This window comes from Cellulomonas humilata, from assembly GCF_013359775.1.
GTDB classification, from domain to species: domain Bacteria; phylum Actinomycetota; class Actinomycetes; order Actinomycetales; family Cellulomonadaceae; genus Cellulomonas; species Cellulomonas humilata.
Genome location: NZ_JABMCI010000066.1, coordinates 197922 through 222847 on the forward strand (window position 1 = coordinate 197922; position 24926 = coordinate 222847).

At 72.8% G+C, this 24926-nt stretch carries 26 protein-coding genes; 11 read left to right on the forward strand and 15 right to left on the reverse strand.

The features are described from left to right. Positions 1 to 39: 39 nt before the first annotated feature. Entirely contained in the window at positions 40 to 1263 is a 1224-nt protein-coding gene (locus HP550_RS13080) for an acetyl-CoA C-acetyltransferase (RefSeq protein ID WP_175348099.1), read from the reverse strand. Beyond that, positions 1263 to 2456 carry an acyl-CoA dehydrogenase family protein gene (locus tag HP550_RS13085; RefSeq protein WP_343048159.1) on the reverse strand — a complete coding sequence of 398 codons (1194 nt, stop codon included), beginning with the start codon at positions 2454 to 2456 and terminating at the stop codon, positions 1263 to 1265. The genes HP550_RS13080 and HP550_RS13085 overlap by 1 nt, the downstream gene beginning before the upstream one ends. Positions 2457 to 2556: 100 nt before the next feature. On the opposite strand from HP550_RS13085, the gene HP550_RS22385 reads away from it, so the two are divergent. The 5 genes from HP550_RS22385 to HP550_RS13105 are packed head-to-tail and all read left to right on the forward strand — an operon-like array spanning position 2557 to position 7494. Beyond that, positions 2557 to 3198 carry a QsdR family transcriptional regulator gene (locus tag HP550_RS22385; protein WP_246280832.1) on the forward strand — a complete coding sequence of 214 codons (642 nt, stop codon included), beginning with the start codon at positions 2557 to 2559 and terminating at the stop codon, positions 3196 to 3198. After that, a complete protein-coding gene (locus HP550_RS22390) occupies positions 3195 to 3605 on the forward strand; it encodes an acyl-CoA thioesterase (RefSeq protein ID WP_343048160.1) in 411 nt (136 codons plus the stop codon). Before HP550_RS22385 ends, HP550_RS22390 begins: the two co-directional genes overlap by 4 nt. Before the next feature lie 58 nt (positions 3606 to 3663). After that, entirely contained in the window at positions 3664 to 4713 is a 1050-nt protein-coding gene (locus HP550_RS13095; protein WP_210768025.1) for a phosphotransferase family protein, read from the forward strand. After that, the gene (locus HP550_RS13100; RefSeq protein ID WP_175348100.1) at positions 4713 to 5912 is read left to right on the forward strand and encodes an acyl-CoA dehydrogenase family protein; all 1200 of its coding nucleotides are present in this window, start codon (positions 4713 to 4715) and stop codon (positions 5910 to 5912) included. The genes HP550_RS13095 and HP550_RS13100 overlap by 1 nt, the downstream gene beginning before the upstream one ends. 1 nt (position 5913) lies before the next feature. Further along, entirely contained in the window at positions 5914 to 7494 is a 1581-nt protein-coding gene (locus HP550_RS13105; RefSeq protein ID WP_175348101.1) for a long-chain-fatty-acid--CoA ligase, read from the forward strand. Between the two features lie 59 nt (positions 7495 to 7553). Here the strand turns inward: HP550_RS13105 and HP550_RS13110 are convergent, their stop codons facing one another. From HP550_RS13110 to HP550_RS13150, 9 genes are all read right to left on the reverse strand, one after another. After that, positions 7554 to 8819, reverse strand: coding sequence for an ABC transporter substrate-binding protein (locus HP550_RS13110; RefSeq protein ID WP_175348102.1), 1266 nt, complete (start codon positions 8817 to 8819; stop codon positions 7554 to 7556). A 5-nt stretch (positions 8820 to 8824) separates the two neighbouring features. Next, the gene (locus HP550_RS13115) at positions 8825 to 9916 is read right to left on the reverse strand and encodes a branched-chain amino acid ABC transporter permease (protein ID WP_175348103.1); all 1092 of its coding nucleotides are present in this window, start codon (positions 9914 to 9916) and stop codon (positions 8825 to 8827) included. Beyond that, entirely contained in the window at positions 9913 to 10791 is an 879-nt protein-coding gene (locus HP550_RS13120) for a branched-chain amino acid ABC transporter permease (protein ID WP_175348104.1), read from the reverse strand. Before HP550_RS13120 ends, HP550_RS13115 begins: the two co-directional genes overlap by 4 nt. Then, the gene (locus HP550_RS13125; protein ID WP_175348105.1) at positions 10791 to 11501 is read right to left on the reverse strand and encodes an ATP-binding cassette domain-containing protein; all 711 of its coding nucleotides are present in this window, start codon (positions 11499 to 11501) and stop codon (positions 10791 to 10793) included. Before HP550_RS13125 ends, HP550_RS13120 begins: the two co-directional genes overlap by 1 nt. Further along, positions 11498 to 12241: an ABC transporter ATP-binding protein gene (locus tag HP550_RS13130; RefSeq protein WP_175348106.1), complete on the reverse strand. Its 744-nt coding sequence runs from the start codon at positions 12239 to 12241 to the stop codon at positions 11498 to 11500. The genes HP550_RS13125 and HP550_RS13130 overlap by 4 nt, the downstream gene beginning before the upstream one ends. A 99-nt stretch (positions 12242 to 12340) precedes the next feature. Next, positions 12341 to 13075: a glucose 1-dehydrogenase gene (locus tag HP550_RS13135; RefSeq protein ID WP_175348107.1), complete on the reverse strand. Its 735-nt coding sequence runs from the start codon at positions 13073 to 13075 to the stop codon at positions 12341 to 12343. Continuing rightward, entirely contained in the window at positions 13072 to 14049 is a 978-nt protein-coding gene (locus tag HP550_RS23075; protein WP_175348108.1) for a zinc-binding dehydrogenase, read from the reverse strand. The genes HP550_RS13135 and HP550_RS23075 overlap by 4 nt, the downstream gene beginning before the upstream one ends. Positions 14050 to 14053: 4 nt before the next feature. Continuing rightward, a complete protein-coding gene (locus HP550_RS13145) occupies positions 14054 to 14629 on the reverse strand; it encodes a TetR/AcrR family transcriptional regulator (RefSeq protein ID WP_175348109.1) in 576 nt (191 codons plus the stop codon). 23 nt (positions 14630 to 14652) lie between these two features. After that, positions 14653 to 15405, reverse strand: coding sequence for an SDR family oxidoreductase (locus HP550_RS13150; RefSeq protein ID WP_175348110.1), 753 nt, complete (start codon positions 15403 to 15405; stop codon positions 14653 to 14655). 95 nt (positions 15406 to 15500) lie between these two features. Between HP550_RS13150 and HP550_RS13155 the strand changes: the two genes are divergently transcribed. From HP550_RS13155 to pcrA, 3 genes are read left to right on the forward strand one after another with little or no spacing between them, the layout of a single operon-like run. After that, positions 15501 to 15848 (forward strand): hypothetical protein, encoded by a 348-nt coding sequence (locus tag HP550_RS13155; RefSeq protein WP_175348111.1) that lies wholly within the window; start codon positions 15501 to 15503, stop codon positions 15846 to 15848. Positions 15849 to 15864: 16 nt separating this feature from the next. Continuing rightward, a complete protein-coding gene (locus HP550_RS13160) occupies positions 15865 to 16347 on the forward strand; it encodes a DUF456 family protein (RefSeq protein ID WP_175348112.1) in 483 nt (160 codons plus the stop codon). 60 nt (positions 16348 to 16407) lie between these two features. Beyond that, entirely contained in the window at positions 16408 to 18864 is a 2457-nt protein-coding gene (gene pcrA / locus HP550_RS13165; protein ID WP_175348113.1) for a DNA helicase PcrA, read from the forward strand. 86 nt (positions 18865 to 18950) lie between these two features. Here pcrA and HP550_RS13170 read toward each other — a convergent pair whose 3' ends face one another. The 3 genes from HP550_RS13170 to HP550_RS13180 form a co-directional block, all read right to left on the reverse strand. After that, entirely contained in the window at positions 18951 to 19499 is a 549-nt protein-coding gene (locus HP550_RS13170) for a Clp protease N-terminal domain-containing protein (RefSeq protein WP_175348114.1), read from the reverse strand. Continuing rightward, positions 19499 to 19711, reverse strand: a complete 213-nt coding sequence (locus HP550_RS13175) for a helix-turn-helix transcriptional regulator (RefSeq protein WP_175348115.1) — start codon at positions 19709 to 19711, stop codon at positions 19499 to 19501. The genes HP550_RS13170 and HP550_RS13175 overlap by 1 nt, the downstream gene beginning before the upstream one ends. Positions 19712 to 19886: 175 nt before the next feature. Continuing rightward, positions 19887 to 20579: an AAA family ATPase gene (locus HP550_RS13180; protein ID WP_210768026.1), complete on the reverse strand. Its 693-nt coding sequence runs from the start codon at positions 20577 to 20579 to the stop codon at positions 19887 to 19889. Between the two features lie 267 nt (positions 20580 to 20846). On the opposite strand from HP550_RS13180, the gene sucC reads away from it, so the two are divergent. The 3 genes from sucC to HP550_RS13195 all read left to right on the forward strand — a co-directional run bounded on the left by sucC (position 20847) and on the right by HP550_RS13195 (position 24363). Continuing rightward, entirely contained in the window at positions 20847 to 22028 is a 1182-nt protein-coding gene (sucC, locus tag HP550_RS13185) for an ADP-forming succinate--CoA ligase subunit beta (RefSeq protein ID WP_175348116.1), read from the forward strand. A gap of 42 nt (positions 22029 to 22070) precedes the next feature. Further along, a complete protein-coding gene (gene sucD / locus HP550_RS13190) occupies positions 22071 to 22958 on the forward strand; it encodes a succinate--CoA ligase subunit alpha (protein ID WP_175348117.1) in 888 nt (295 codons plus the stop codon). A gap of 130 nt (positions 22959 to 23088) precedes the next feature. Beyond that, positions 23089 to 24363 carry a cell division protein PerM gene (locus tag HP550_RS13195; RefSeq protein ID WP_175348118.1) on the forward strand — a complete coding sequence of 425 codons (1275 nt, stop codon included), beginning with the start codon at positions 23089 to 23091 and terminating at the stop codon, positions 24361 to 24363. Between the two features lie 6 nt (positions 24364 to 24369). Here HP550_RS13195 and HP550_RS13200 read toward each other — a convergent pair whose 3' ends face one another. Further along, entirely contained in the window at positions 24370 to 24924 is a 555-nt protein-coding gene (locus HP550_RS13200) for a hypothetical protein (RefSeq protein WP_175348119.1), read from the reverse strand. Positions 24925 to 24926 lie beyond the last annotated feature (2 nt).

Sequence of the window (24926 nt, forward strand, 5' to 3'; positions counted from 1 at the left end):
GAGCAGCCACTTCCTCGGACGTTGGGTGTTCGCGGAGGGTCAGGAGACCCGCTCGACCACCATCGCCATGCCCTGGCCGCCGCCGACGCACATGGTCTCCAGCCCGAACGTCGCGTCCCGGACCGCGAGGCCGTGCAGGAGCGTGGTGGTCAGCCGGGCGCCGGTGCTCCCGAACGGGTGGCCCACCGCGATCGCGCCCCCGTGCACGTTGAGCTTGTCGTGGTCGATCCCGAGCGCGCGGGCCGACGGCAGCACCTGGGCCGCGAACGCCTCGTTGAGCTCGACCAGGTCGATGTCGTCGATCGTGAGCCCTGCGCGGGACAGGGCCATCAGTGAGGCGTCGACCGGTCCGAGGCCCATGATCTCGGGCGACAGGCCGCTGACCCCCGTGGACACGATTCGGGCGAGCGGGGTCAGACCGAGCTCGTCGACGATCCGGTCGCTGACGATCACCACGGCCGCGGCACCGTCGTTGAGCGGGCAGCAGTTGCCGGCCGTGACCGTGCCGTCGGGCCGGAACACCGGGTTCAGGCCGGCCAGCGCCTCCACCGTGACGCCGGCGCGGGGGCCGTCGTCGTGCGCCACGACAGCGCCGTCCGGCAGCGTCACCGGCGTGATCTCGTCGGCCCAGAAGCCGTCGGCCAGCGCCTTCTCCGCGCGGTTCTGGGACAGGGCGGCGAACTCGTCCTGCTCGCGGCGCGTGGTGCCGGTGAGCGCGGCGACGTTCTCCGCGGTCTGGCCCATCGCGATGTAGGCGTCGGGGAGCAGTCCGCTCTCGCGCGGGTCGGTCCACGGGTCGGCGGCGACCGCCCGTGCGGCCGTGCGTCCCACCGCCTCCGCGAACCGGGGGTTCTCCAACGAGACCCCGGGGATGTAGTCGCTGTTCCCGATGGCGGACCGGCTCACGCACTCGACGCCGGCGGACACGAACACGTCGCCCTCGCCGGCCTTGATCGCGTGGAACGCCATGCGGGTGGTCTGGAGCGACGACGAGCAGTACCGGTTGACCGTGGTGCCCGGGACCGAGTCGAGGCCGAGCAGCACCGCGACGATCCGCGCCATGTTCATGCCCTGCTCGCCGCCGGGCATGCCGCAGCCGAGCAGCAGGTCCTCGACGCGGCCGGGGTCGAGCGCCGGCACCTGCGCGAGGGCGGCGCGGACCATGGAGGCAGCGAGATCGTCGGGCCTCATCGATGCCAGGGAGCCCTTGAACGCGCGGCCGATGGGTGAGCGGGCGGTCGCGACGATGTACGCCTCGGCCATCAGACGAACGCCGCGATGCCGGTGATGGCACGCCCCACGATCAGGTGGTTCATGTCCTTGGTGCCCTCGAACGAGTACACGGCCTCGGCGTCGGCCATGTAGCGCGCGACGCCGTGGTCCAGCTGGATGCCGTTGCCGCCGAGCGTCTCGCGGCACAGCGCCACGGTCTCGCGCATCGCGGTGGTCGTGTACGCCTTGGCCAGCGCCGAGTGCTGGTCGCCCTGGCGGTCCTGGTCGCCCAGCTGGGAGGCCCGGACGCACAGGGCGATGCTCGCGGTGATGTTGCCCAGGCACCGCGCGAGCCGGTCCTGGACCAGCTGGAAGGACGCGATCGGCTTGCCGAACTGCTCGCGCTCCAGGGCGTACTTCACGGTGGCCTCGTAGGCGCCGACGGCCACCCCGACCGCCTGCCACGCCACTTCGGCCCGCGTCAGGCGGAGCACGGTGGCGACGTCCCGGAAGGAGTGGATGTTCGGCAGCCGGTCGGCCTCGGAGACCTCGACGCCGTCCAGCAGGATGTCCGCGTTCTGCACGGAGCGCAGCGCCTGCTTGCGCTCGATCTTGGTGGCGGTGAACCCGGGGGTACCCCGGCGGACGATGAACCCCTTCACCTGGTCGTCGGCGGTGTCCCGCGCCCAGATGACGGTGAGGTCCGCGAACGTGGCGTTGCCGATCCAGCGCTTGGCGCCGTTGAGCACCCACGTGTCGCCGGTGCGGTGCGCGGTGGTGCGCAGGCCGCGCGCCGTGTCGGAGCCGGACAGCGGCTCGGTGAGCCCGAACGCGCCCACCAGCTCGCCGCGGCTCATCGGCGGCAGCAGCTCGGCGCGCTGCTCCACAGAGCCGCCGACGCCGATCGCGCCCATGGTCAACCCGTTCTGCACGCCGATGAACGTGGAGAACCCGGCGTCGACGCGAGAGAGCTCGAGAGCGACCCACCCGCGGTAGACGGCGCTGTTCTCGAACCGGACCGTCTCCGGCCACATCGGACCGAGCAGCCCCAGCTCTCCGACGCGCGGGATGAGCTGGACGGGGAACTCGGCGCGGTCCCAGTAGTCGTCCGCGATCGGCCGGACCTCGGTCTCCAGGAACTCCCGGATCTCCATGACGTGCTCGTTCTCCACCGGCGTGAGGAGGTCCTGGAAGGAGTAGAAGTCGCTGGTCAGCAGCGCGTGGGTCACGTCGGTCTGAGTCACGTCAAGGCTCCGCTCGTCGATCGGCTCTGATCTCGTCCCGAGTCTGCATCATTTTCCCAGATGTTGCATACCCCCTGGGGCGCAGGAGTAGGTTGCCGCCATGTCGAACCTCGACGTCATCGAAGACGGGCTCGGACGCATCGGAACCCGCGTCGCGCCCTCGTGGCTGTCGCAGCGGCTGAAGGACGGCGAGCACGCCGAGGCGCTGCGGGCGTTCGTCGCGGCCCGCGAGACGTTCATCGAGGGCGCCCGCATCGACATGGGCCGCCTGGCGACCAAGCTGGGCGTCGACCGGACCTCGCTGTTCCGCTGGGTGGGCAACCGCGACGCCCTGCTCTCGGAGGTCCTCTGGTCGCTCGCGGTGCCCACTCTCGAGCAGGCGGAGGCCGCGACGCGCGGCACGGAGGGCGCCGCGCGGGTGGCCGGTGTCCTCACGCACTTCGCGCGCGACCTCATCACCGCCGACTACTTCCGTGGCTTCCTGCGGCGCGAGCCGGCGCGTGCCCTGCGGCTGCTGACCACCAAGGAGAGCGACATCCAGCGGCGGTACGTCGCGGTGGTCGAGGCGCTGGTCCGCCAGGAGCTGGGCGACCAGCCGTTCGGCGGGGCGGTGGGCGCGCGCGACCTCGCGTACCTGCTGGTCCGGGTCTCGGAGTCGTTCACGTACGCGGACCTGATCACCGGCGACGTGCCCAGCGCCGAGCGCGCCCGGGCGGCCTTCGAGCTGGTGCTGCGGCCGTGACCGGGCAGTACCCGCACCGTGCCGCCTTCAGCACGCGCTGGAACGACAACGACGTCTACGGCCACCTCAACAACACCGTCTACTACGAGGCGATGGACACGACGATCAACGTCTGGCTCATGACCTCGGCCGGCCTCGACCCGTCCGCGGGGGAGCCGATCGGCGTCTGCGTGTCGTCGTCGTGCGAGTTCACGGCGTCGGCCGCGTTCCCGGAGGCGCTCGAGGTCGGGCTGCGGGCCGGCCGGCTCGGGACCAGCAGCGTCACCTGGGAGCTCGGCATCCTGCGCGCCGGGGAGCTCATCGCGGAGGGCAGGTTCGTGCACGTGTTCGTCGACGACGCGACGCGCCGCCCGGTCCCCATCCCCGCGCAGATCCGAGCGGCCATCGAGCGCGACCTGATCGTCTGATCGGGTAGCATACCGACCGGGCGGTATGACGACGTGCCTCCCGGAGAGGCGGTCGACGATGACCCGACGCATGCCGGACCCGCCCGGGCTCGACGTGGCGCGACTCGAGGCGTACCTGAGGCGTGAGCACCCGTCCACGGTGGACGACGGCCCGCTGTCGGCGCGCGTGATCGCCGGGGGACGCAGCAACCTCACCTACCGGGTCGACGGCGGCGCGCGGCCCCTGGTCGTCCGCAGGCCGCCACTCGGTCACGTGCAGACCACCGCGCACGACATGGCCCGCGAGTACCGGGTCATCTCGGCACTGCACGGGTCGCGGGTGCCGGTGCCTCCGGCGGTCGCGCTGGTGGAGGACCCGGCCGCGGGCACCGGCACGGTGTTCTACGTCATGGACCTCGTCGAGGGGTCCGTGCTGGCGCACCAGGCGCAGAACACGACGTACACGGCCGACGAGCTGCGCACCGTGAGCCTCGAGCTGGCCACGCTGCTGGCCGAGCTGCACGCCATCGAGCCGGCGGACGTCGGGCTCGCGGACCTCGGGCGGTCCGACGGCTACCTCGACCGGCAGCTGCGACGGTGGCGGACCCAGCTGGACGGGTCGCGCTCGCGGCCGGTGCGCAGCCTCGACGACCTGCAGGAACGGCTGGCCGAGCGGGTTCCGACGACGCGGCGCAGCAGCATCGTGCACGGCGACTACCGGCTGGACAACGCCCTCGTCGGGGGAGTGGTCCCGCACATCACCGCGATCCTGGACTGGGAGATGGCGACCCTGGGCGACTCCGCGGTCGACCTCGGCATGCTCGGTCTGTACTGGCACATTCGCGGTATCGCCGGTGCCGAGGGCGTCGCGCCCAGCGCCGTCGACCCGGCCGCGGGCTACCCGGAGTTCGACGAGCTGGTCGACGCGTACTGCGCCCGCCTGGGCGGCCGCGTGCCGGAGCTGGGCTGGTACCGGGCGTTCGCCGCGTACAAGCTCGCGGTCATCCTCGAGGGGATCCACTTCCGGTTCCTCGGCGGGGACACGGTCGGCGACGGGTTCGACCGGATCGGGGGGCTGGTCGAGCCGCTCGCCGACGAGGGCCTGGCGCAGCTGGCGGGGGTGCGCTGATGGACTTCGCGCCCGACGCGGTGACGATCGACATGGTCGCGCGCACGCAGCGGTTCCTGGACGAGCACGTCTACCCCGCCGAGCCGGTGCTGGAGGCGGAGCTGGCGGCGACGCCGACCGAGTGGGGCACCCGGCCGGTGGTCCGGCGGCTGCAGGGGCTGGCCAGCGAGCAGGGCCTCTGGAACCTCTTCCTGCCCAGCGTCCTGACCACCCTCCAGTACGCGCCGGTCGCCGAGCTCACCGGCCGCAGCCCTCGCCTGGCCCCGGCCGCGTTCAACTGCGCCGCTCCGGACACCGGCAACATGGAGCTGCTCTCCGAGTTCGGCACGCCCGAGCAGAAGGAGGAGTGGCTGGAACCGCTCCTCGACGCCGAGATCCGCTCCGCGTTCTGCATGACCGAGCCGGACGTGGCGTCGTCGGACGCCTCGCAGATCGCCACCCGCATCGTCCGCGACGGTGACGAGTACGCGATCACCGGCCGCAAGTGGTGGTCGACCGGCGCCATGAACCCCGAGTGCGCGCTGCTGGTGGTCATGGGTGCCACGGACCCGTCGGCGGAGCGGCACCGCCGGCAGAGCATGGTGCTGGTGCCCCGGGACGCCCCGGGCGTGCGGATCGTGCGGCCGCTGACCGTGTTCGGGTACGACGACCGCGACCACGGCGGGCACGCGGAGATCGTGTTCGAGGACGTGCGCGTCCCGGTCGCCAACATCCTGGCCGGGGAGGGCGAGGGGTTCGCGATCGCGCAGGCGCGGCTCGGCCCGGGCCGGATCCACCACTGCATGCGTTCGCTCGGCATGGCGGAGCGGGCGATGGACCTGGTCGTGGAGCGTGCGACGTCCCGCACCGCGTTCGGGAAGCGCCTGGCGGACCAGGGGGTGGTGCGCGAGTGGGTGGCCGAGTCCCGGCTGCAGATCGAGGCCCTGCGCCTGCTGGTGCTCAAGACCGCCTGGCTGATGGACACGGTCGGCAACCGCGCGGCCATGACCGAGATCCAGGCCATCAAGATCGCGGTCCCACGGGCCGTGCAGCAGATCCTCGACCGCGCCATCCAGCTGTTCGGCGCGGCCGGCCTGTCCGGCGACCAGCCGCTGGCCGAGATGTTCGCCGCCGCCCGGGCCCTGCGCCTGGCCGACGGTCCCGACGAGGTCCATCTCGCCTCACTCGGGCGAGCCCAGCTCACGACGAAAGGACAATGACATGACTGATCAGGCTCTCGATGGCGCGGGCTACGCCAGCCTGTCCGTCGCGGCGATCCTCGCCGAGACCGCCCATCGCCATCCCGACCGCACGGCGTTCCTCCTGGGCGACCAGGTGGTCCGCTACGGCGAGCTGTGGGACCAGACCCGTTCCTACGCCGGTGCCCTCCGGGCTCGCGGCATCGGGCCTGGCGACCGTGTCGCCATGATCGTGCCGAACGTGCCCGACTTCGCCCGCGTCTACTACGGGGTGCTGGCCCTGGGCGCGGTCGTCGTGCCGGTCCACCTGCTGTTCAAGGCCGACGAGATCGAGTTCGTCCTGCGCGACTCGGGCGCGACTCTCCTGGTCGCGGCCGCGCCGATGCTCGCCGAGGCGGCACCCGCCGCGGCACGGGCCGGCATCCCGCTGCTCACGGTGCTGGTCCCGGACGGCATGGCGGTCCCGTTCCCGCGTCTCGAGGACGAGGCCGCGGCGGCGGACCCGGTCGACCGGTACGAGTCCGTGCACCCGATCAGCGCCGCGACGATCCTCTACACGAGCGGCACCACGGGCCGTCCCAAGGGGGCGGTCGGCTCGCACCTGTCGATCGTCGAGCAGGTCCACGTGGCCCTGATCGACCTGTTCGACATGCGCCGCGACGACGTCGTCTTCGGCGGGCTCCCGCTGTTCCACACGTTCGGGCAGGTCTCGGTGATGAACACCGCGTTCCGCCGCGGCGCCGCGGTGATCCTGCTGCCGAAGTTCGACCCGGACCAGGCGCTCGCACAGATGGTCCACCACGGCGCCACGGTGTTCACGGCGGTCCCGACCATGTACATCGGCCTCATCCAGGCCGCCGCGCGCAGCCTCGACCGGCCACCTCTGCGCTACGCGGTGTCCGGCGGTGCGGCGCTGCCGGTGGCGGTGCTCGAGGCGTTCTCCCGCGACTTCGGCGCCGAGGTGCACGAGGGGTACGGGCTGACCGAGACGTCGCCGGCCGTCGCGTTCAACCGCGTGGGCGAGCCGATCCGGCCCGGCACGGTGGGCCGCCCGCTCTGGGGGGTCGACATCGAGATCGCGGACGCGAACGTCGACGACCGGATCGTGCACCTGCCCGCCGGCGAGCTCGGCGAGATCGTCGTCCGCGGGCACGCCCTGTTCAAGGGCTACCTGGGCAACCCGGAGGCGTCGGCCGCCGCCGTGGTGGACGGCTGGTTCCGCACGGGTGACCTGGGCACCAAGGACGCGGACGACATCGTGACGATCGTCGACCGCAAGAAGGACATGATCGTCCGCAACGGCTACAACGTGTACCCGAGCGAGGTCGAGGACGTGATGATGCGGCACCCCGCGGTGGCGTTCGCCGCGGTGTTCGGGCTCCCCGACGAGGCGCGCGGCCAGGAGGTGCACGCCGCCGTGGTGCTGCTCGACGGGCACGAGGCGACGCCCGAGGAGCTGGTGGCGTTCACCCAGGAGCGCATCGCGGCCTACAAGTACCCGCGCGTCGTGCACCTGGTCGACGCCCTGCCCCTCGGCGGGAGCGGCAAGGTGCTCAAGCGCGAGCTGGTGGCGCAGTTCTCCCAGGAGCCCGTCGAGGCCTGAGACGCAGAGCGGAGGCCCGGCCCCCCTGGTGGGGACCGGGCCTCCGGTGCGTGCGGGGCTCAGGCGGTCGGGATGCCGTCGCCCTCGAGCGCCACCGGCTCGCCCGTGTACGGCACGACGTCCCCGTCGCCGCCGTCCGTGGTGAACACGTCGCCGACGTAGTCCTGGACGCCCTGGTCCACCGCGGTGATGCCCACGCCCTCGAACGCCGCGTGGCTGTCCTTGGAGAAGCTCAGGGGCACGATGCCGTTGCCGGTCAGGGCTCCCACCTCGAGGGCGTCGAGCACGCTCTCGCGCGTCGGGTCGTCGCCGGCCTTGGCCAGCGCCTGCGCGAACAGGAAGCCGACCGACATCCCGAACACGGTGTTCCCGCTGAACGGCGCGCCTCCGTTGTACTCGTCGTTGATCTCCCGGAACAGGGCGACCCACTCGTCGTCCGGGCTGAACGGCAGGTAGTTGGAGCTGACGAAGCCCTGGAGCAGCAGGGGCGCGACGTCCTCGCCGAGGTAGCCCACCAGTGTCGGGTAGTCGCCGCCGGACGACGACGACACCCACTGCGCCTGGTACTTCATCTTGGCGGCCGTGCCGAGCGCCAGGGCCGTGAACCCGTTCACCGTGGCCAGGAAGTTGACCTCGCAGCCGGCCGCCTGCATGGCGCCGATCTGCGCGACGACATCCTGCACCGAGACGGAGTAGGTCTGCGTCGAGGCGAGCCCGTCCGCGCCGAGCACGGTGATCAGCCCGGTGGTGAAGTCGGTGCCGAAGTCGTCGTCCTGGCCGAGCACGCAGTACGTCTTGCCGGGCCACGTCTCCTGCGCGTAGGTGGCCAGCGCCTTGGCCTCGACGATGTAGCTGGCGTTGTACGCGAACGTCCACGGGTACGTGCCCGGCTGGTCCCACTTGGGGCTGCCCGAGGCGACGAACAGGTCCGGCACCTCGTTCTCGTTGAGGTAGTCGACCACCGACGAGTGCGTGGGCGTGCCCAGGCCGTTGAGGACCGCGAACACCTCGTCCTCCTGCACGAGCTCGCGCACGACCGTCTGCGTGGTGGCCGGGTTGTAGCCGTCGTCCTTGACCACGTACTCGATGCTGCGGCCGTTGATCCCGCCGTTGTCGTTGACGTAGTCGAAGTACGCCTTCGTCGCTGCCGAGATGGAGGAGTAGCCCGCGGCCGCCGGGCCGGTGAGCGGTGTGTGCGTGCCGACCGTGATCGTGTCGTCCGTGACGCCGGGTGACGCCTCCGGGGTAGAGCAGGCGGACAGGCCCGCCGCGGCGAGGGCCGCGACCGCCAGCACTGCGGGGACGGACCGGGAGCGCTGTGACATCGGTGTCACCTCTGTTCTTCGGTAGGGACGAGGACCTTCTGTGGAGCGGGTTCGTCGATCTGACGGGGTGTGTCGGGGGGTCGGCGCCGGCGTCGGGACGCGAGCGCACCGTGCAGGCCCTGGGGGGCGAGCGCCATGACGGTGATGAGCAGGAGGCCGAACACCAGGACCGCGAGGTTGCCGTCCAGGCGCTGGGCGGCGTCGGTCGGCAGCCCCGCGGTGAGCCGGCCGATGAGCCACGGCAGGAGCACGATGACGGCCGAGCCGAGCGCCGCGCCGAGGATGCTGCCCAGCCCGCCGATCACCACGGCGACCACGAGCAGCAGCGAGAACCCCAGGGTGTACGCGCCCGGGCTCACGGCCTGCGCGACGAAGCACAGGACCGCACCGCCCAGGCCCGCGGCGACCGAGCTGGCCGCGAACGCCAGCACCTTGACGCGCCCCGCGGGGATACCGCTGAGCCGGGCGGCCACCTCGTCGTCGCGGACCGCCTGCATCCGCAGCCCGAACCGACCGCCGCGCAGCAGGGCCAGGCCGGTCACGACGACGGCCGCGACGACGACCGCCACCATCGCCTGCCACTGCTCGAGCGCGATGATCCGGCGCAGCGCGTCGGGCACGCCCTCGAAGTCGGTCTGAACCCCCTGGTCGCCGTGCAGCACGGTGGACCAGGTGGAGGCGACCGCGGGCAGCGCGACGACGACGGCGAGCGTCAGGCCGGCCAGGTACGGGCCGGACAGGCGCGCGGCGGCGAGCCCGAGCAGGAGACCGACGACCGCGCTCGCGGCTGCACCGGCGAGCAGGGCGACGACGAAGCGCGCCGCCCCCTCGAACGGCAGAGCGTTGCTGGTCAGGGCGTACCCGTACCCGCCGACCGCCATGAGCGCGGCGTGCCCGAGGGACAGCTGCCCGGTGGCGCCGACGAGCACCGTGAGCCCGGCGGTCGCGCACAGGTACGCGGCGACGAGGGCGAGCTGGTAGTTGCGGAACGGGTCGAGCGCGAACGTGCCCAGCAGGGCGACGGCGGTCCAGCCGGCCGCGAGCGCAAGCGTGCGGACGAGCGGTCGCTGCCCCGGCAGGCGCTGGCGGCGGTTCATGCGTGCCTCGCTGCCGCGGCCGCGAACAGGCCCGCCGGTCGGAGCAGGAGCACCAGCACCAGCAGCGCCAGGACTGCCAGCGGCACCAGCCCGGCGCCCAGGTACCCGGTCACCAGGCTCATCGCGACGCCGACCACGACGCCGCCGACCAGGGCACCGACCGGCGAGTCCAGCCCGCCGACCACCGCGACCGTGAAGCCGAGCACGAAGAGCGAGTCGGTGGCGTGCGGGTTCAGGCCCAGGCTGGTCGGCACCAGGAGCAGGGCGGCGAGCGACCCGACGACGCTGGAGAGCACCCAGCCGATGGTGACGGTGCGCGAGACCCGGACGCCCAGCAGCCGGGACACCTCGGGGGCGAACGCGGCGGCCCGCATCTGCAGGCCGAGCGAGGTCCACCGGAACAGGACGGCCAGCACGACCATGACCACGACCGCGGTGACCAGCACGAACAGGTCGTACGGGGACAGCAGCGGCACGCCGCCGACGAGCACCGCGCTGTCGTCGAACGGGACGCGTACCGGCCGGTAGTCCGGACCGAACACGATCCCGAGCGTCGACTGGAGCACCATCACCAGCCCGATCGCCAGGATGACCCCCGACAGCGGCGAGCGGGGCGACGCGAACCGCATGACCCCGCGCTCGACGGCGAACCCGAGGAGCGCCCCGGACACGAGCGCGGCCAGCAGCCCGAGCCAGTAGCTCCCGGTCAGCGAGGTCACCTCGAACGCGACGTAGGTGCTGACCACCGCCATGGCGCCCTGCGCGAAGTTGATGACGCGTGCGCCGCGCCAGATCAGCACGAGGGCGAGCGCGAACAGTGCCAGGACGGCGCCGCGCGCGAGGCCGGTGCCCAGGAGGAAGACGAGTCGGTCCATCAGAACCCCAGGTAGGCGTGGCGGAGGCGCTCGTCGGCCGCGAGCTCGTGGGCCGGGCGCGACGCCACGACCTGGCCGAGCCCGAGGACGACCCCGTGGTCGGCCACCGACAGCGCGCCGACCACGTTCTGCTCGGCGAGCAGGACGGTGAGCCCGGTCCGGTCGGCCAGGCTGCGCAGGACGCCCATGATCTGGGCGACCACGCGGGGGGCCAGGCCCAGCGACGGCTCGTCGAGCAGCAGGACCGTGGGCCGCGCGACCAGCGCCCGGCCGAGCGCGAGCATCTGCCGCTCCCCGCCGGAGAGCTGGTGGCCGGCGTGGTTCCTGCGCCGCGCCAGCGGCTCGAACAGGGCGTAGACCTCGGCGATCGCCGCCCGCCGGTCGGCCCCGCGCCACAGCCCACCGAGCCGCAGGTTCTCGTCCACGGTCAGCTCGGCCACGACGCCGCGACCCTCCGGCACGTGCGCGAGCCCGTTCCGGACGCGGTCCTCGACGCTCACCCCCGCCAGGTCCCGGCCGGCCATCCGGACGGTGCCACGGGTCGGCGGCACCAGCGCGCTGAGGGTGCGCAGCAGGGTCGTCTTGCCCGCGCCGTTGGCCCCGACGAGCGCGACGATGCTGCCCGCCGGCACGTCGAGGTCCACGTCGCGCAGCACCGGCGCGCCGCCGTACCCGACCGTGAGGCCCCGGACCTCGAGCAGCGCGCTCACGACGCCGTCACCTCGATCCCCAGGTAGGCCTCGTCGACCGCGGGGTCGCCGGCGACCTCGTCGGGGGTGCCGGACGCGATCACGCGGCCGAAGTCGAGCACCACCACGCGGTCGCACACGCCCATCACGAAGTCGACGTGGTGCTCCACCAGCAGCACGGCGCAGCCGGTGGCCGCGGTGTGCCGGACCAGGTCGCCGAGCGCCGCGATGTCGTCGGTGCCGAGGCCCCCGGCAGGCTCGTCGAGGAGCAGCAGCCGCGGTTCGGCGACCAGTGCCCGGGCCAGCGCGACCTTCTTCTGGTCCGGGTAGGGCAGGTCGCCGACGGGTCGGTCGGCGTGCTCCGCGAGTCCGAGGTCGGCCAGCTGTCGCTGCGTGTCGGACCCGGGGTCGTGCGCGTCCAGCCGGCCGGCCAGCACGTTCTCACGGACCGTGAGGCCGCGGAACAGCCCGAGCCCCTGGAGCGTGCGGGCGACGCCGCGCGCGGCCAGGCGCACCGGGTCGGGCGCCAGGGGCAGGCCGCCGACGGCGATGCTGCCCGCGCTGGGGCGCACCAGGCCGCAGACCGCGTTGAAGAGCGTCGTCTTGCCCGCGCCATTGGGCCCGATGAGGCCGACGACCTCGCCCTCGTCGACGTGCAGCGAGACGTCGTCGAGGGCGGCGAGGCCGCCGAACCGCACGCTGAGGCCGCGGACGGCAAGGCGCGGGGCACCCTCTCGGGGAGGAGCAGTCAGTGCGGACATCGGCACCTCTTCGTGTCGGTGAGGACGAACGTACAACAGAAACCGACCGGACGGTATGTCCTTCCGAGAACAGTTCTGTCACGGTCGTGCGGGGGTCGGTCAGGAGTGCGGGATGCCCGCGATCATGCCGCCGTCGACCACCAGCTCGGTGCCGGTGGTGTAGGCGGAGTCGTCGGACGCGAGGAAGACCACCGTGCCCGCGACGTCGGCCGCGACCGCGGGCCGCCCGAGCGGGATGGCCGTCGCCGTGGGGTCCAGCCGCGCGGTCATGGGCGTGAGCACGAAGCCCGGGTGGACGGAGTTGACCCGGATGCCGTCGCGGCCCAGCTCGACCGCGAGCGACTTGGTCAGTCCGCGCACGCCGAACTTGGACGCGACGTAGCCGTGCAGGTGGTCGCCGCCGCGCATGCCCTCGACCGAGGAGATGTTGATGATCGACCCGCGTCCGGCCGCCTTCATCACCGGCACCACGGCCTGCGCGCCCAGGAACACCCCGGTGAGGTTGACCGCGATGACGGCGTCCCACTTGGCCAGCGGGTAGTGGTCGATCGGCCCGGCGTTGGCGATGCCCGCGTTGTTCACCAGCACGTCGACCGCGCCGAAGGCGGCGAGCGTCCGGTCGACCGCGTCGGCCCAGCTCTCCGGGGAGGTGACGTCCAGGTGCACGGCCAGCGCGCGGTCGCCCAGCTCGGCGGCCAGCGCGGCAGCGGCGTCGTCGGCGAGGTCCGCGATCACGACGCTCGCCCCGGCCGCGTGCAGGGCGCGCGAGAACGCCGACCCGAGCCCGCCCGCCGCGCCGCTGACCAGCGCGACGCGCCCGTCGAGCGTGCTCACGAGACCCGCACCACGAGGCGCCCGGTGGTCCTGCCGTCGGCGAGTCGCTGCACCGCCGCGGGGGCGTCCTCGAACGCGACGACCTCACCGACGACCGGCCGGACGCTCCCCTGGTCGATGAGCCGGGTGAGCTCGGTGTGCGCCGCGTCCACCAGCTCGGGCCGGCGCTGCGCGTAGAGCGCCCAGTGCAGGCCGAGCACGCCGTAGTTCTTCACCAGGGCGTGCCCGGCGTTGACGGCCTGGATCGTCCCGCCCGCGAAGCCGACCACGACGATCCGGCCCTCGAACGCGATGCACTTCGTGGACTGCTCGAAGGCGGTCCCGCCGACGGGGTCGAACACCACGTCGGCACCCGCACCCGCGGTCTCCGCCTTGACCATCGCCACGACGTCCTGCGCCGACCGGTCGATCACGACCTCTGCACCGGCCTTCCGGGCGACCTCCGCCTTGGCCGCGCTGCCGACCACGCCGATCACCCGCGCCCCCGCGGCGGCCCCGAGCTGGACGGCCGCCGTCCCCACGCCCCCGGCGGCTGCGTGCACGAGCAGGGTCTCGCCCGGTTGCAGGGCCGCGCGGCGGTGCAGGCCGAACCAGGCGGTCTGGTAGCCGATGGTCAGCGCGGCGGCCTCGGCGTCGTCGAGAGCAGCCGGGGCCGGGAACACCTCGCGCTCGTCGAGCACGGCGAGCTCCGAGAGGACGCCGATCCGCGACCCGACCACCCGGTCGCCCAGCGCCACGCGCGACACCCCGTCGCTGACGCCCACCACCTCGCCGCACAGCTCGATGCCCGGGGAGAAGGGCAGCGCGGGGCGTACCTGGTACTCGCCGCGGGCGAGCAGCACGTCGGGGAAGTTCACCGCGACGGCGCGCACCCGGACGAGCACCTGCCCCGGGCCGGGCGTCGGATCGGCCACCTCGGCGAGCTGGAGGACGTCTGCCGGCTCGCCGTGCCGGGTCACGTGCCAGGCGCGCACGGGGTCAGGCCTTGATCGCGACGAGGAAGAGGTCCGTCAGCTGCTGCGCGAGGACCCCCTTGTCCTCGGCGCCCTCGGGGGAGTACCAGTTCGACAGGTAGTGGACGTCCGCGAAGAAGTGCGCGACGAGCACCGCGCGGGGGATGTCGGTCCGGTAGAGCCCCTCCTCCTGGCCGCGCTCGATCAGGCCCGCGAACACGTCGTGGTACTGCCGACGTCGGCGGGTGACCTCCTTCTGGCGCGGCTCGGAGAGCATGTGGACGCTGCGGAAGAAGACGGTGCCCTCAGGCAGGAAGTCGATCGAGGTCTCGACGACGTCGACGCACACGTCGTGCAGCGTCTGCGCGGTCGGTGCGCCGCGGCCGACGATCTCCTCGAGGTGGTTCGTCTGGAGCGTCAGCATCCGCTCGTAGATCGAGAAGAGGAGGTCGTCCTTGGACTCGAAGTAGTGGTACATCGCGCCCTTGGTGACGCCGGCCGCCTCGACGATCTGCTGCACCGAGGTGTTGGCGTACCCCTGGGTGGAGAACAGGTCGACGGCGGCCCGCGTGATGTCGTCGACGACGCTGGACGTGGCCATGGTGGTGCCTCTCTCGTGTGCGACTAGCCGACGGCGACGGCACTCGCGCCGCCGTCGATGGTGAGCGTATGGCCGGTGATCCAGGCGGCGTCGTCGGACAGCAGGAACGCGACCGGGCCGGCGACGTCCTCGGGCTCACCGATGCGGCCGAGCGGGTAGACCGCGGCGAGCCGCGCCTCGCGGTCGCCCTCGTACAGCGCCTGCGCCAGCCGCGTCCGGACGACGGCGGGGGCCACCGCGTTGACCCGGATCCCGGGCGCCAGCTCGACGGCGAGCTGCTGCGTGAGGTTGAGCAGCGCGGCCTTGGAGACGCCGTAGAACGCGACGCCCGGGCTGGCCGACAGGCCCGCGACCGAGCCGGTGTTCACGATCGAGCGGCGCAGCCCGGCCTCGACGGCCGAGCGTGTCCAGTCCAGGGCCGCCACGACGTTCACGTCCAGGATCTTGCGCACCACGGAGCTCTCGATCTGCAGCGCGGGGCCGTAGGCGGGGTTGATGCCGGCGTTGTTCACCAGGTGGTCCAGGCCGCCGAAGCGATCGCGTACGAGGGCGAGGACGTCGGCGCGGTGGTCGTCGTCGTCGGCCTTGCCCGCGACGCCCACCGCGTGTCCCTCGGCGATCGCGTCGAGCCGGGCGATCGCAGCCGTCAGCGACTCCGGCTTGCGGCCGGTGATCACCACCGTGGCACCCTCGGTGACCAGCCGTTCCGCGACGGCCAGGCCGATCCCGCGGCTGGCCCCGGTGATCAGGGCGACCCTGCCCTCGAACCTGCGCATGCCCGCCCCTTCGATACCGACTGTTCGGTATGTCGCCAGACAGTAGCGCATCGGCGATGGCCTTTATCTGACGCTGCGTCAGATAGGCTCCTCGCATGGATCTCGTCTACCACCTGCTCGTCGTCCTGCACCTGCTCGGCTGGGCCATCGTGCTCGGCGGCACCCTGGTCAACCTCCGCACCCCGAAGATCGCCACCGGCGTGCTGCACGGCATCCTCACCGCGCTGGTCACCGGCATCGCCCTGGCCGGCATCGCGTCGGCGGGGCTCGCCGGGCACGAGCCGGACACGACCAAGATCGCCGTCAAGCTCGTCGTCGCGGTCGTCGTCACCGTGCTCGTCGTGCTCGGCGTCCGCAAGCCGTCGCGCGTGACCACCGGCTACCTCGGCGCGATCGCCGGTCTGACGGCGCTGAACGTCGCGATCGCGGTGCTCTGGCGCTGACGTTACTGTCCACCCCGTGAACTCCGTCGGTGACCTCCTGGTCGGGCTCGTCGTGCTGGTCGGTCTCTTCGGGGTCGTCGTCCAGGTGCTGCCCGGCGGGCTGCTCGTCGCCGGGGCGGTCATCGTCTGGGGCGTCGTCACCGGGGGAGTCGCGGGCTGGACCGTCGTCGCGATCACGGTCCTGGTCACGGCGCTGGCGTTCGTCGGCAAGTACCTGCTGGCGGGCCGGCACCTCAAGCGCGCGGGCGTGCCGTCGTCCACGCTCGTCTGGGGCGGGATCGCGGGCGTCGTCGGGTTCTTCGTCATCCCCGTCGTCGGGCTGTTCGTCGGCTTCGTGCTCGGGATCTACGTCGCGGAGTGGCTCCGGTCGCGCGAGCCCCGGCCGGCGTGGCGCGCCACCGTCGCGGCGCTCCAGGCCACCGGCCTGACCATCCTGGTGGAGCTCGCCGCGGCGCTGGTCTCGACCGGAGCGTGGCTGACCGCGCTCGCCCTCACCTGACCGGGCGCGTCCACAGCCCAGCACGGGAATGTCGGTCCCGGCGCCTATCCTGGGAGCGCCATGACGTCGCTCTTCGAGAACCTCTCCCTGCCCCTGCCGGGCGCCTCGGCAGACCCCTCCGGCGACGCCGCGGCCGAGGCTGCCGCCGTCCGCCGCCGGGCAGAGGCCGACGCCCTGCTCAGGGGCCTCAACCCGCAGCAGCGGGAGGCCGTCCTGCACCAGGGCGGGCCGCTGCTGATCGTCGCCGGCGCGGGATCGGGCAAGACGCGGGTGCTGACCAACCGCATCGCGTACCTGCTGGCCACGGGACGGGCCCGCGCGGGCGAGGTCATCGCGATCACGTTCACCAACAAGGCCGCGGCGGAGATGCGCGAGCGCGTCGAGAGCCTCGTCGGCCCGGCCGCCGGCCGCATGTGGGTGTCCACGTTCCACTCGGCATGCGTGCGGATCCTGCGCCGAGAGGCCGCGACCCTGGGCCTGCGGTCCAGCTTCTCCATCTACGACTCGGCGGACTCGCAGCGCCTGCTCACCCTGGTGGCGCGCGAGCTCGACCTCGACACCAAGCGGTACCCCGCCAAGGCGCTGGCGAACAAGATCTCGTCGCTCAAGGACGAGCTGGTGGACCCCGAGACGTTCGCGGCGACCTCCGGCGGCGGCGCGGCGAACGACTTCGACACCGCCCTGGCGCAGGTCTACACGCGCTACCAGGCCCGGTTGAAGCAGGCGCACGCCCTCGACTTCGACGACCTGATCATGACCACCGTGCACCTGCTGCGCGCGTACCCCGCCGTCGCCGAGCACTATCGGCGCCGGTTCCGGCACGTGCTGGTCGACGAGTACCAGGACACCAACCACGCCCAGTACGCCCTGGTGCGTGAGCTGGTGGGCTCCTCGCGGGGGATCGTCGACGACTCCACGGACATGGAGCTCCCGCGCGGCGAGCTCACGGTGGTCGGCGACGCGGACCAGTCGATCTACGCGTTCCGCGGGGCGTCCATCCGCAACATCCTCGAGTTCGAGGTGGACTACCCGGACGCGCGGACCATCCTGCTCGAGCAGAACTACCGGTCCACGCAGACCATCCTGTCCGCCGCCAACGCGGTGATCAGCCGCAACCCCGGCCGGGAGAACAAGCGACTCTGGACCGACTCCGGGGCGGGCGCCCAGATCGTCGCCTACGTGGCGGACACCGAGCACGAGGAGGCGCGGTTCGTCGCTGAGGAGATCGACCGGCTGGGCGACTCCGACGGGGTCCGGCCCGGCGACGTCGCCGTGTTCTACCGCGCGAACGCACAGTCCCGCGCGCTCGAGGAGGTGCTCATCCGCGTCGGGCTGCCGTACAAGGTGGTCGGCGGCACGCGGTTCTACGAGCGCAAGGAGATCAAGGACGCGGTCGCGTACCTGCGCGCGCTGGACAACCCCGACGACGACGTGAGCGTGCGCCGCATCCTCAACGTGCCCAAGCGCGGGCTGGGGGACCGGTCGGAGGCCATGGTCGCCTCCTTCGCGGAGCGCGAGCGCATCTCGTTCGGCGCCGCTCTCGACCGGCTCGACGAGGTCCCCGGCCTCGGCACGCGCGCGATCACGGGCCTGTCGGCCTTCGCCTCGATGATGACCGACCTGCGGACGCTGGCGTCGACCGCCGGCCCGGCCGAGGTCCTCGGCGCGATCCTCGACCGGTCGGGCTACCTCGCGGAGCTGCGGGCCAGCGACGACCCGCAGGACGGCTCCCGGGTGGAGAACCTGGCCGAGCTGCACGCCGTCGCGTCCGAGTTCGAGCAGAGTGATCCCGAGGGGGTTCTCGCCGACTTCCTCGAACGCGTCTCGCTCGTCGCGGACTCCGACCAGATCCCGGACGACGACGGCGGGGACGGCGACGACGAGTCCCGCCCCGACCCCGGTGTCGTCACGCTCATGACCCTGCACACCGCCAAGGGCCTCGAGTTCCCGGTCGTGTTCCTCACCGGCATGGAGGACGGCACGTTCCCGCACCTGCGGTCGCTGTCGGACTCGCAGCAGCTGGAGGAGGAGCGCCGGCTGGCGTACGTCGGGCTGACCCGTGCGCGCGAGCGGTTGTACATCTCGCGAGCAGCCGTCCGTACGGCGTGGGGGGTGCCCAACGAGTTCCCGCCCAGCCGCTTCCTGGACGACCTGCCGGACGAGCTCATCGACTGGCGTCGGCGGGAGTCGTCGACCTCGCAGCTGCGCGGCGGGTGGGGCTCGGGCTACGGGTCCTCCGGTGGGGGCGGCTACCGGGCCTCGTCGGCACCGCGCGTCGAGCGCGAGGCGCGGCCCACGTTGCCGTCCACCGGTGCCACCTTCGGCTCGGCCAAGCCGCGCCCCGACTCCGCGATCCCGCAGCTGGCGATCGGTGACCGCGTCACGCACGACTCGTACGGACTGGGCACGGTCATCGGGCTCGAGGGTGCCGGCCCGAACGCGGTGGCCAAGGTCGACTTCGGCACCGACGGCACCAAGCGCCTGCTGCTGAGGTTCTCGCCGGTCACCAAGCTGTAGCGGTCCGCCCGGGACAGGTGGCGTGCGCGCGTGGCGAACCTGCCGCGCGCCACCACCGCAGCCCAGTCGGTCGGCATCCGGGTCCCTCAGCCCACCGGGACGTCGGCCCACACGGCGGTGACGGACTCGCGCACGGCCGCGGGTCCCACGCCGAGGGAGCTGAGCACCCGGTACGCGGTGGTGTCGTCCAGCCGCGCGACCGCGAGCAGCAGGTGCCCGGTGTCGATCCGCCGGTGCTTGCAGCGGACCGCCTCGCGCAGCGCGATCTCCAGCAGCTTCTTCGACGCGGGCTCGAACGGCAGGTGACCGGTGGAGCCGCGCGTCGGCGGCGGCGTGTCCAGCGCTCCGGGCCCGAACGAGGCCTCGACCTGTGCGCGGACGGCGTCGAGATCGATGCCCACACCGGCCAGCGCGTCGGCGTCGATCGCGTGCGCCGGCAGCGTGCGGACCGTGGCGAGCACCTCGGCGTGGTGGAGGCCCAGCCGTTCGAGCGCTCGCGCGGCGACGGTGTCGGGCGTCCGGACCATGCCCAGCAGCACGTGCTCGGTGCCGATCCTGTCGGCGCCGAGCGCGCGGCCCTCGTCCTGCGCGCGGACGACGGCCTCGCGTGCGTCCTTGGCGAACTTCTCGAACATCAGCCGAGCCTCTTCCCGTACTTCTTGTGGACCGCCTGCCGAGAGACGCCCAAGGCGTCGGCGACCTGCTGCCAGGACCAGCCGAGCCGGCGGGCGCGCTCGACGTGCAGGGCCTCCAGCCGGTCGGCGAGCGCGCGCAGCGCCCGCACGGCCCGCAGGCCCTCGGCAGGCTCGGCAGCACTCGCGGCTGCGGTCATGAGCTCATCGGACATGCCGTCAACCTACGTTGACACGCAGGAGACTGTCAACCCACATTGACAGCAACGTCCGCACTCGTGCGGGGAGGAACCCGACGGAGTGCGGACGCAGCGGCGGGAGGGGTGACGACGTCCGCACTCGTGCGGGGAGGAGGCCGCCGGAGTGCGGACGTCCGCGGGTGGGGCCGGGTCAGGGGTGGGGGATCACCTGGGGGTGGGCCAGGTCGCGGTTGTCGACGACCACCGTGGCGCGGGATGCCGGCCGGCAGGCGGCCAGGTAGCGGCGCTGGCCCTCGACGTAGCGGGTGTTCGCGGGGTGGGTGGGGTCGGGCGAGCAGCCGTCGCGGACGGCCATCCGCGCGAACGTCTCGGCGAAGTCGACGTCGAGGTACACCGACAGGTCCCACCAGGCGGCCAGCTCGTCTCGGTGCAGGAAGATCCCGTCGACCACGAGCACGGTGCGGTCGGTGCCGGCCTCGCGCGGCAGGTGCAGGGGGTTGTCGTTCGCGACGTCACGCACCGCGCGCCGGAAGCGCCGGGAGCCGCCCGGGGCGAACGGCTCCAGCACCTCGGTCCGCAGCGCGTCGTAGTCGTACGAGTCCGCCCAGAACCCCTCGGGGGAGTGCCGGCCCTGGCGGTAGCGCTCGTCACGGGGTCGGTGGAAGCCGTCGACGCAGACGCGCACCACGTCCCGGCCCTCGCGTCGCAGGTCGACGGCCAGCTCGTCGGCAAACGTGGTCTTGCCGGCGCCGTCCATGCCGTCGACCCCGACGAGGACGGGACGGCCGAGCGCGCGCGGGTCGGGGATGCGACCCGTCACCTCGCGCACGACGGCGAGGCGGGCGACCGACGCCGTGGGCGCCGTGTCCGAGGGGGCGCTCACCGCGGCCGACGCAGGGACGCCGACGAACCGCCGGGATCGAGCGTTGCAGCGACGTGCGTCACTGGGTTCATGCGGGCGAACGTAGCGGAACGTCCGGTTTGTCGGGAAGGGTTCGGGGACGCGTCGGGGAGAAACCGTGAAGAACGGGCGTTGCGCACGCCACATCTCTCGATGTGAAGAGATCTCCACCCGGCGGCTACCATCGACCGGGGCGTTTCGGCCGCACAGAGGCCGTCGAACGCCGGTTGATGAGAGGACCCAGACCAGGTGGACCTGTTCGAGTACCAGGCACGTGACATCTTCGAGAAGCACGGCGTCCCCGTGCTCGGCGGCGTCGTCGCCACCACCCCGGAGGAGGCCCGCGCCGGCGCGGAGCAGCTCCTGGGCGGTCAGCCCGGCGTCGTGGTCGTCAAGGCGCAGGTCAAGGTCGGTGGCCGCGGCAAGGCCGGCGGCGTCAAGCTGGCCAGGTCCGCGGACGACGCGGCCGAGAAGGCCACCGAGATCCTCGGCATGGACATCAAGGGCCACACGGTCCACCGCGTGATGATCGCGGCCGGTGCGAAGATCGCGACGGAGTTCTACTTCTCCCTGCTGCTGGACCGCTCCGAGCGCCGCTACCTGGCGATGTGCTCGGTCGAGGGCGGCATGGACATCGAGCAGCTGGCCGTGGAGCGTCCCGACGCCCTGGCGAAGGTGGCCGTCGACCCGCGCACCGGCATCGACCAGGCCAAGGCCGACGAGATCGTCCGCGCCGCCGGGTTCGACGCCGAGATCGCCCCCAAGGTCGCCGCGGTGCTCCAGACGCTCTGGACCGTCTACCGCAGCGAGGACGCCACGCTGGTCGAGGTGAACCCGCTGGTCCTCACCGAGGACGGCGAGATCGTCGCGCTCGACGGCAAGGTCACGCTCGACGAGAACGCCTCCTTCCGGCACCCGGAGCACGCCGACCTCGAGGACACCGCCGCGGCGGACCCGCTCGAGGCCAGGGCCAAGGCGGCGGACCTCAACTACGTCAAGCTCGACGGCGAGGTCGGCATCATCGGCAACGGCGCCGGGCTCGTGATGAGCACGCTCGACGTCGTCGCGTACGCCGGTGAGGCGCACGGCGGCGTGAAGCCCGCCAACTTCCTGGACATCGGCGGCGGCGCGAGCGCCGAGATCATGGCGGCCGGCCTGCACATCATCCTGACGGACCCGCAGGTCAAGTCGGTCTTCGTCAACGTCTTCGGTGGCATCACGGCGTGCGACGCCGTCGCCAACGGCATCGTCGCGGCGCTCGAGATCCTCGGCGACGAGGAGAACAAGCCGCTCGTCGTGCGCCTGGACGGCAACAACGTGCTCGAGGGCCGTCGGATCCTGGCCGAGGCCGGTCACCCCCTGGTCACCATCGCGGACACCATGGACGGCGGCGCCGACAAGGCTGCCGAGCTCGCCCACGCCGCCGCCTGAGACCGCTGACCCACACAGACGCAGAGAGAAGCAGACACCACCATGGCGATCTTCCTGACCGAGGCATCCAAGGTCATCGTCCAGGGCATGACGGGTTCCGAGGGCCAGAAGCACACCACCCGCATGCTCGCGTCCGGCACGGCCGTCGTCGGCGGGGTGAACCCGCGCAAGGCGGGCACCTCGGTCACCTTCGGTGAGGGGGACACCGCGACCGACGTCCCCGTGTTCGGCACCGTGGCCGAGGCCATGGACGCCACCGGGGCCGACGTGTCCGTGGTCTTCGTGCCGCCGGCCCACACCAAGGCGGCCGTCGTCGAGGCGATCGACGCCGGCATCCCGCTGGTCGTCATCATCACCGAGGGCGTCCCGGTGGCCGACACCGCCGAGTTCTTCGCGCTCGCGCTGGACAAGGGCGTGCGGCTCATCGGCCCCAACTGCCCCGGCCTGATCAGCCCCGGAAAGTCCAACGTCGGCATCATCCCGGCGGACATCACCGGCCCGGGCCGCATCGGCCTGGTGTCCAAGTCGGGCACGCTGACCTACCAGATGATGTACGAGCTGCGGGACCTTGGGTTCTCCACGGCCATCGGCATCGGCGGCGACCCCATCATCGGCACCACGCACATCGACGCCCTCGCGGCGTTCGAGGCGGACCCCGACACCGAGGTCATCGTGATGATCGGCGAGATCGGGGGCGACGCCGAGGAGCGGGCCGCCGCGTACATCGCCGAGCACGTCACGAAGCCCGTCGTCGGCTACGTCGCCGGTTTCACGGCACCCGAGGGCAAGACCATGGGCCACGCCGGCGCCATCGTCTCGGGCTCGTCGGGCACCGCGCAGGCCAAGAAGGAGGCCCTCGAGGCCGCGGGCGTCAAGGTCGGCAAGACGCCGTCCGAGACGGCCCTCCTGGCGCGCCAGCTGGTGAGCTAGCACCGGCGGACCTCGTTCGACTCTCGGCCCCGGTGAGCCAGCGCTCGCCGGGGCCGACGTGTCTCACCCGACGGCCGACGCGCCGCGCGGGGTTCGGCGCTCGGGCGAGCCAGGCGGCGACGATGGCACGGTGAGCACCACCGGCCCCCGCACGGGGGGTACCCCCGTCGTCGACCGTCGCCGTCGCCGCACCCTGGTCGACGAGCCCGCCCCGACCTTCTTCACCAGCGCGCTCGACGGCGCCCCGCGCTGGGTCGCCGGCGTGCTGTCCGCGCTCCAGGCGGCCCTCCTCTCGTTCCTCGTGCTGGCACTGCCGGCGGTCGCGGCCTACGTCGCCACCTCGGCCGACCCCTCCAACAGCGGGGTCGGCTGGTTCCGCTCCGTGGGCGTCGGGTCCGCCTTCTGGCTCCTCGGGCACGGCGTGCCGGCCCACGTCGGCCCCGTGGTGGTGTCCCTGGTCCCGCTCGGCGTGACCGCGGTCGCACTCTTCGTCTGCTACGCGTCGGCCCGACGGTCCGGGCTGGCCACCTGGTCGTCCTATGCCGCGGGCGTCGGGACGTACGTGCTGGTGACGGTCGTCGTGGCGCTGCTGTCCGGGGGCTCGCCCGGGCACGCGCTCGTCGGGGGGGCGCTGGTCTCCGCCGTCGGGCTGGGCACCGGTCTGCTGGCGCGCCCGGAGGCGCCGCCGCTGCGGACCCTCGCCCGTCCCGTGTGGTCGCGGTGCCCGGCGCCCCTGCGCACCGGCGCCGCCGGTGGCGTGCTCGGGGCAGCCGCCCTGGTGCTCGTCGCCACCCTCGTGACCACCCTGTGGGTCGTCGCGGGCCGGGCCACCATCGGGGACGTCGTGCGTGGTCTCGGTCTCGATGCGGTGGGCGGCGTCGTCCTGGCGGTCGCCGAGCTGGCCTACCTGCCCAACCTGGTGGTGTGGGCGCTGGCGTGGCTGTCCGGCGCCGGCTTCGCGGTGGGCGAGGGGACGCACTTCGGGCCCGACGGGGTGCTGGGCGGTGCGCTCCCGGCGGTCCCGCTGCTCGGTGCGCTCCCGGCTCCGGACGTCGCGGGTCCGGCGACCAGCCTCGTGCCCCTGGTGGTCGTCGGCGTGGGCGCGTTCGTCGGCTGGTACGTCCACCGTCGGCTGCCCGCCCAGCGTTGGTGGGACGCGATGGTGGCGTGCGCCGCCGCCGGGGTGACCGCCACGGTCGTGGTCGCGGTCCTGGTGACGGCGGCGAGCGGCGGGATCGGGCCGGACAGGCTGGAGGTCGTGGGCGCACAGGGCATGGTCGTCGGCCTGCGGGCCGGTGCGGGCGTGCTGGTGGGGGCGTTGCTCGTGGCGCTGCCCGGCGACGCGCTGCTGCGCGAGCAGCTCGGCCGTCGCCTCCGCGGCGTGCGGTCGCGCGAGGGGGACTGACCGCCGTCAGGACCCCGTGCTGGCCTCCTCGAACGGGGTGAGCAACGTGCTGAGCTCCTTCTGGTACTGCGACTCGCAGGTGCTCGTCGCGCTGATCGTCAGAGCCCCCTCGAGGCACTTCTGCTGCGCCAGCAGTGCGGGCCAGGTGTAGGCCATCACGCCCAGGGCGGTGGTCCACAGCAGCGCGACCACCACACCGGCCGCGAGCAGGGGCACGAGCCCACGCGTCCGGGCACGGGCGGCCACGCCCAGCGCCCTGACGCCCACGACGAGCGCAGGCAGGGCGAACAGGAGCGCGGGCGCCTGCCAGGGCAGCGGCAGGGTGGCCACCAGCACGGACGCCAGGACGAGGACGCCGAACAGCCGTGTGAGGCCCGCAGCGCGCGCGGTGAGCACCGGGTCCGGCGGCTGGGGCTCGGGTTCGAGCGCGACCGGCGTCCGGGGCACGGGCATGGGCATCGGTGGCGGCCACGAGGGTCCGTCCTGGGGGGCCGGCGCGTCCGCCCTGTCGCCGTCCGGCGTGCGCGGACGGTCCTCCGGGGGCGCGTAGGGGTTGCTCACGG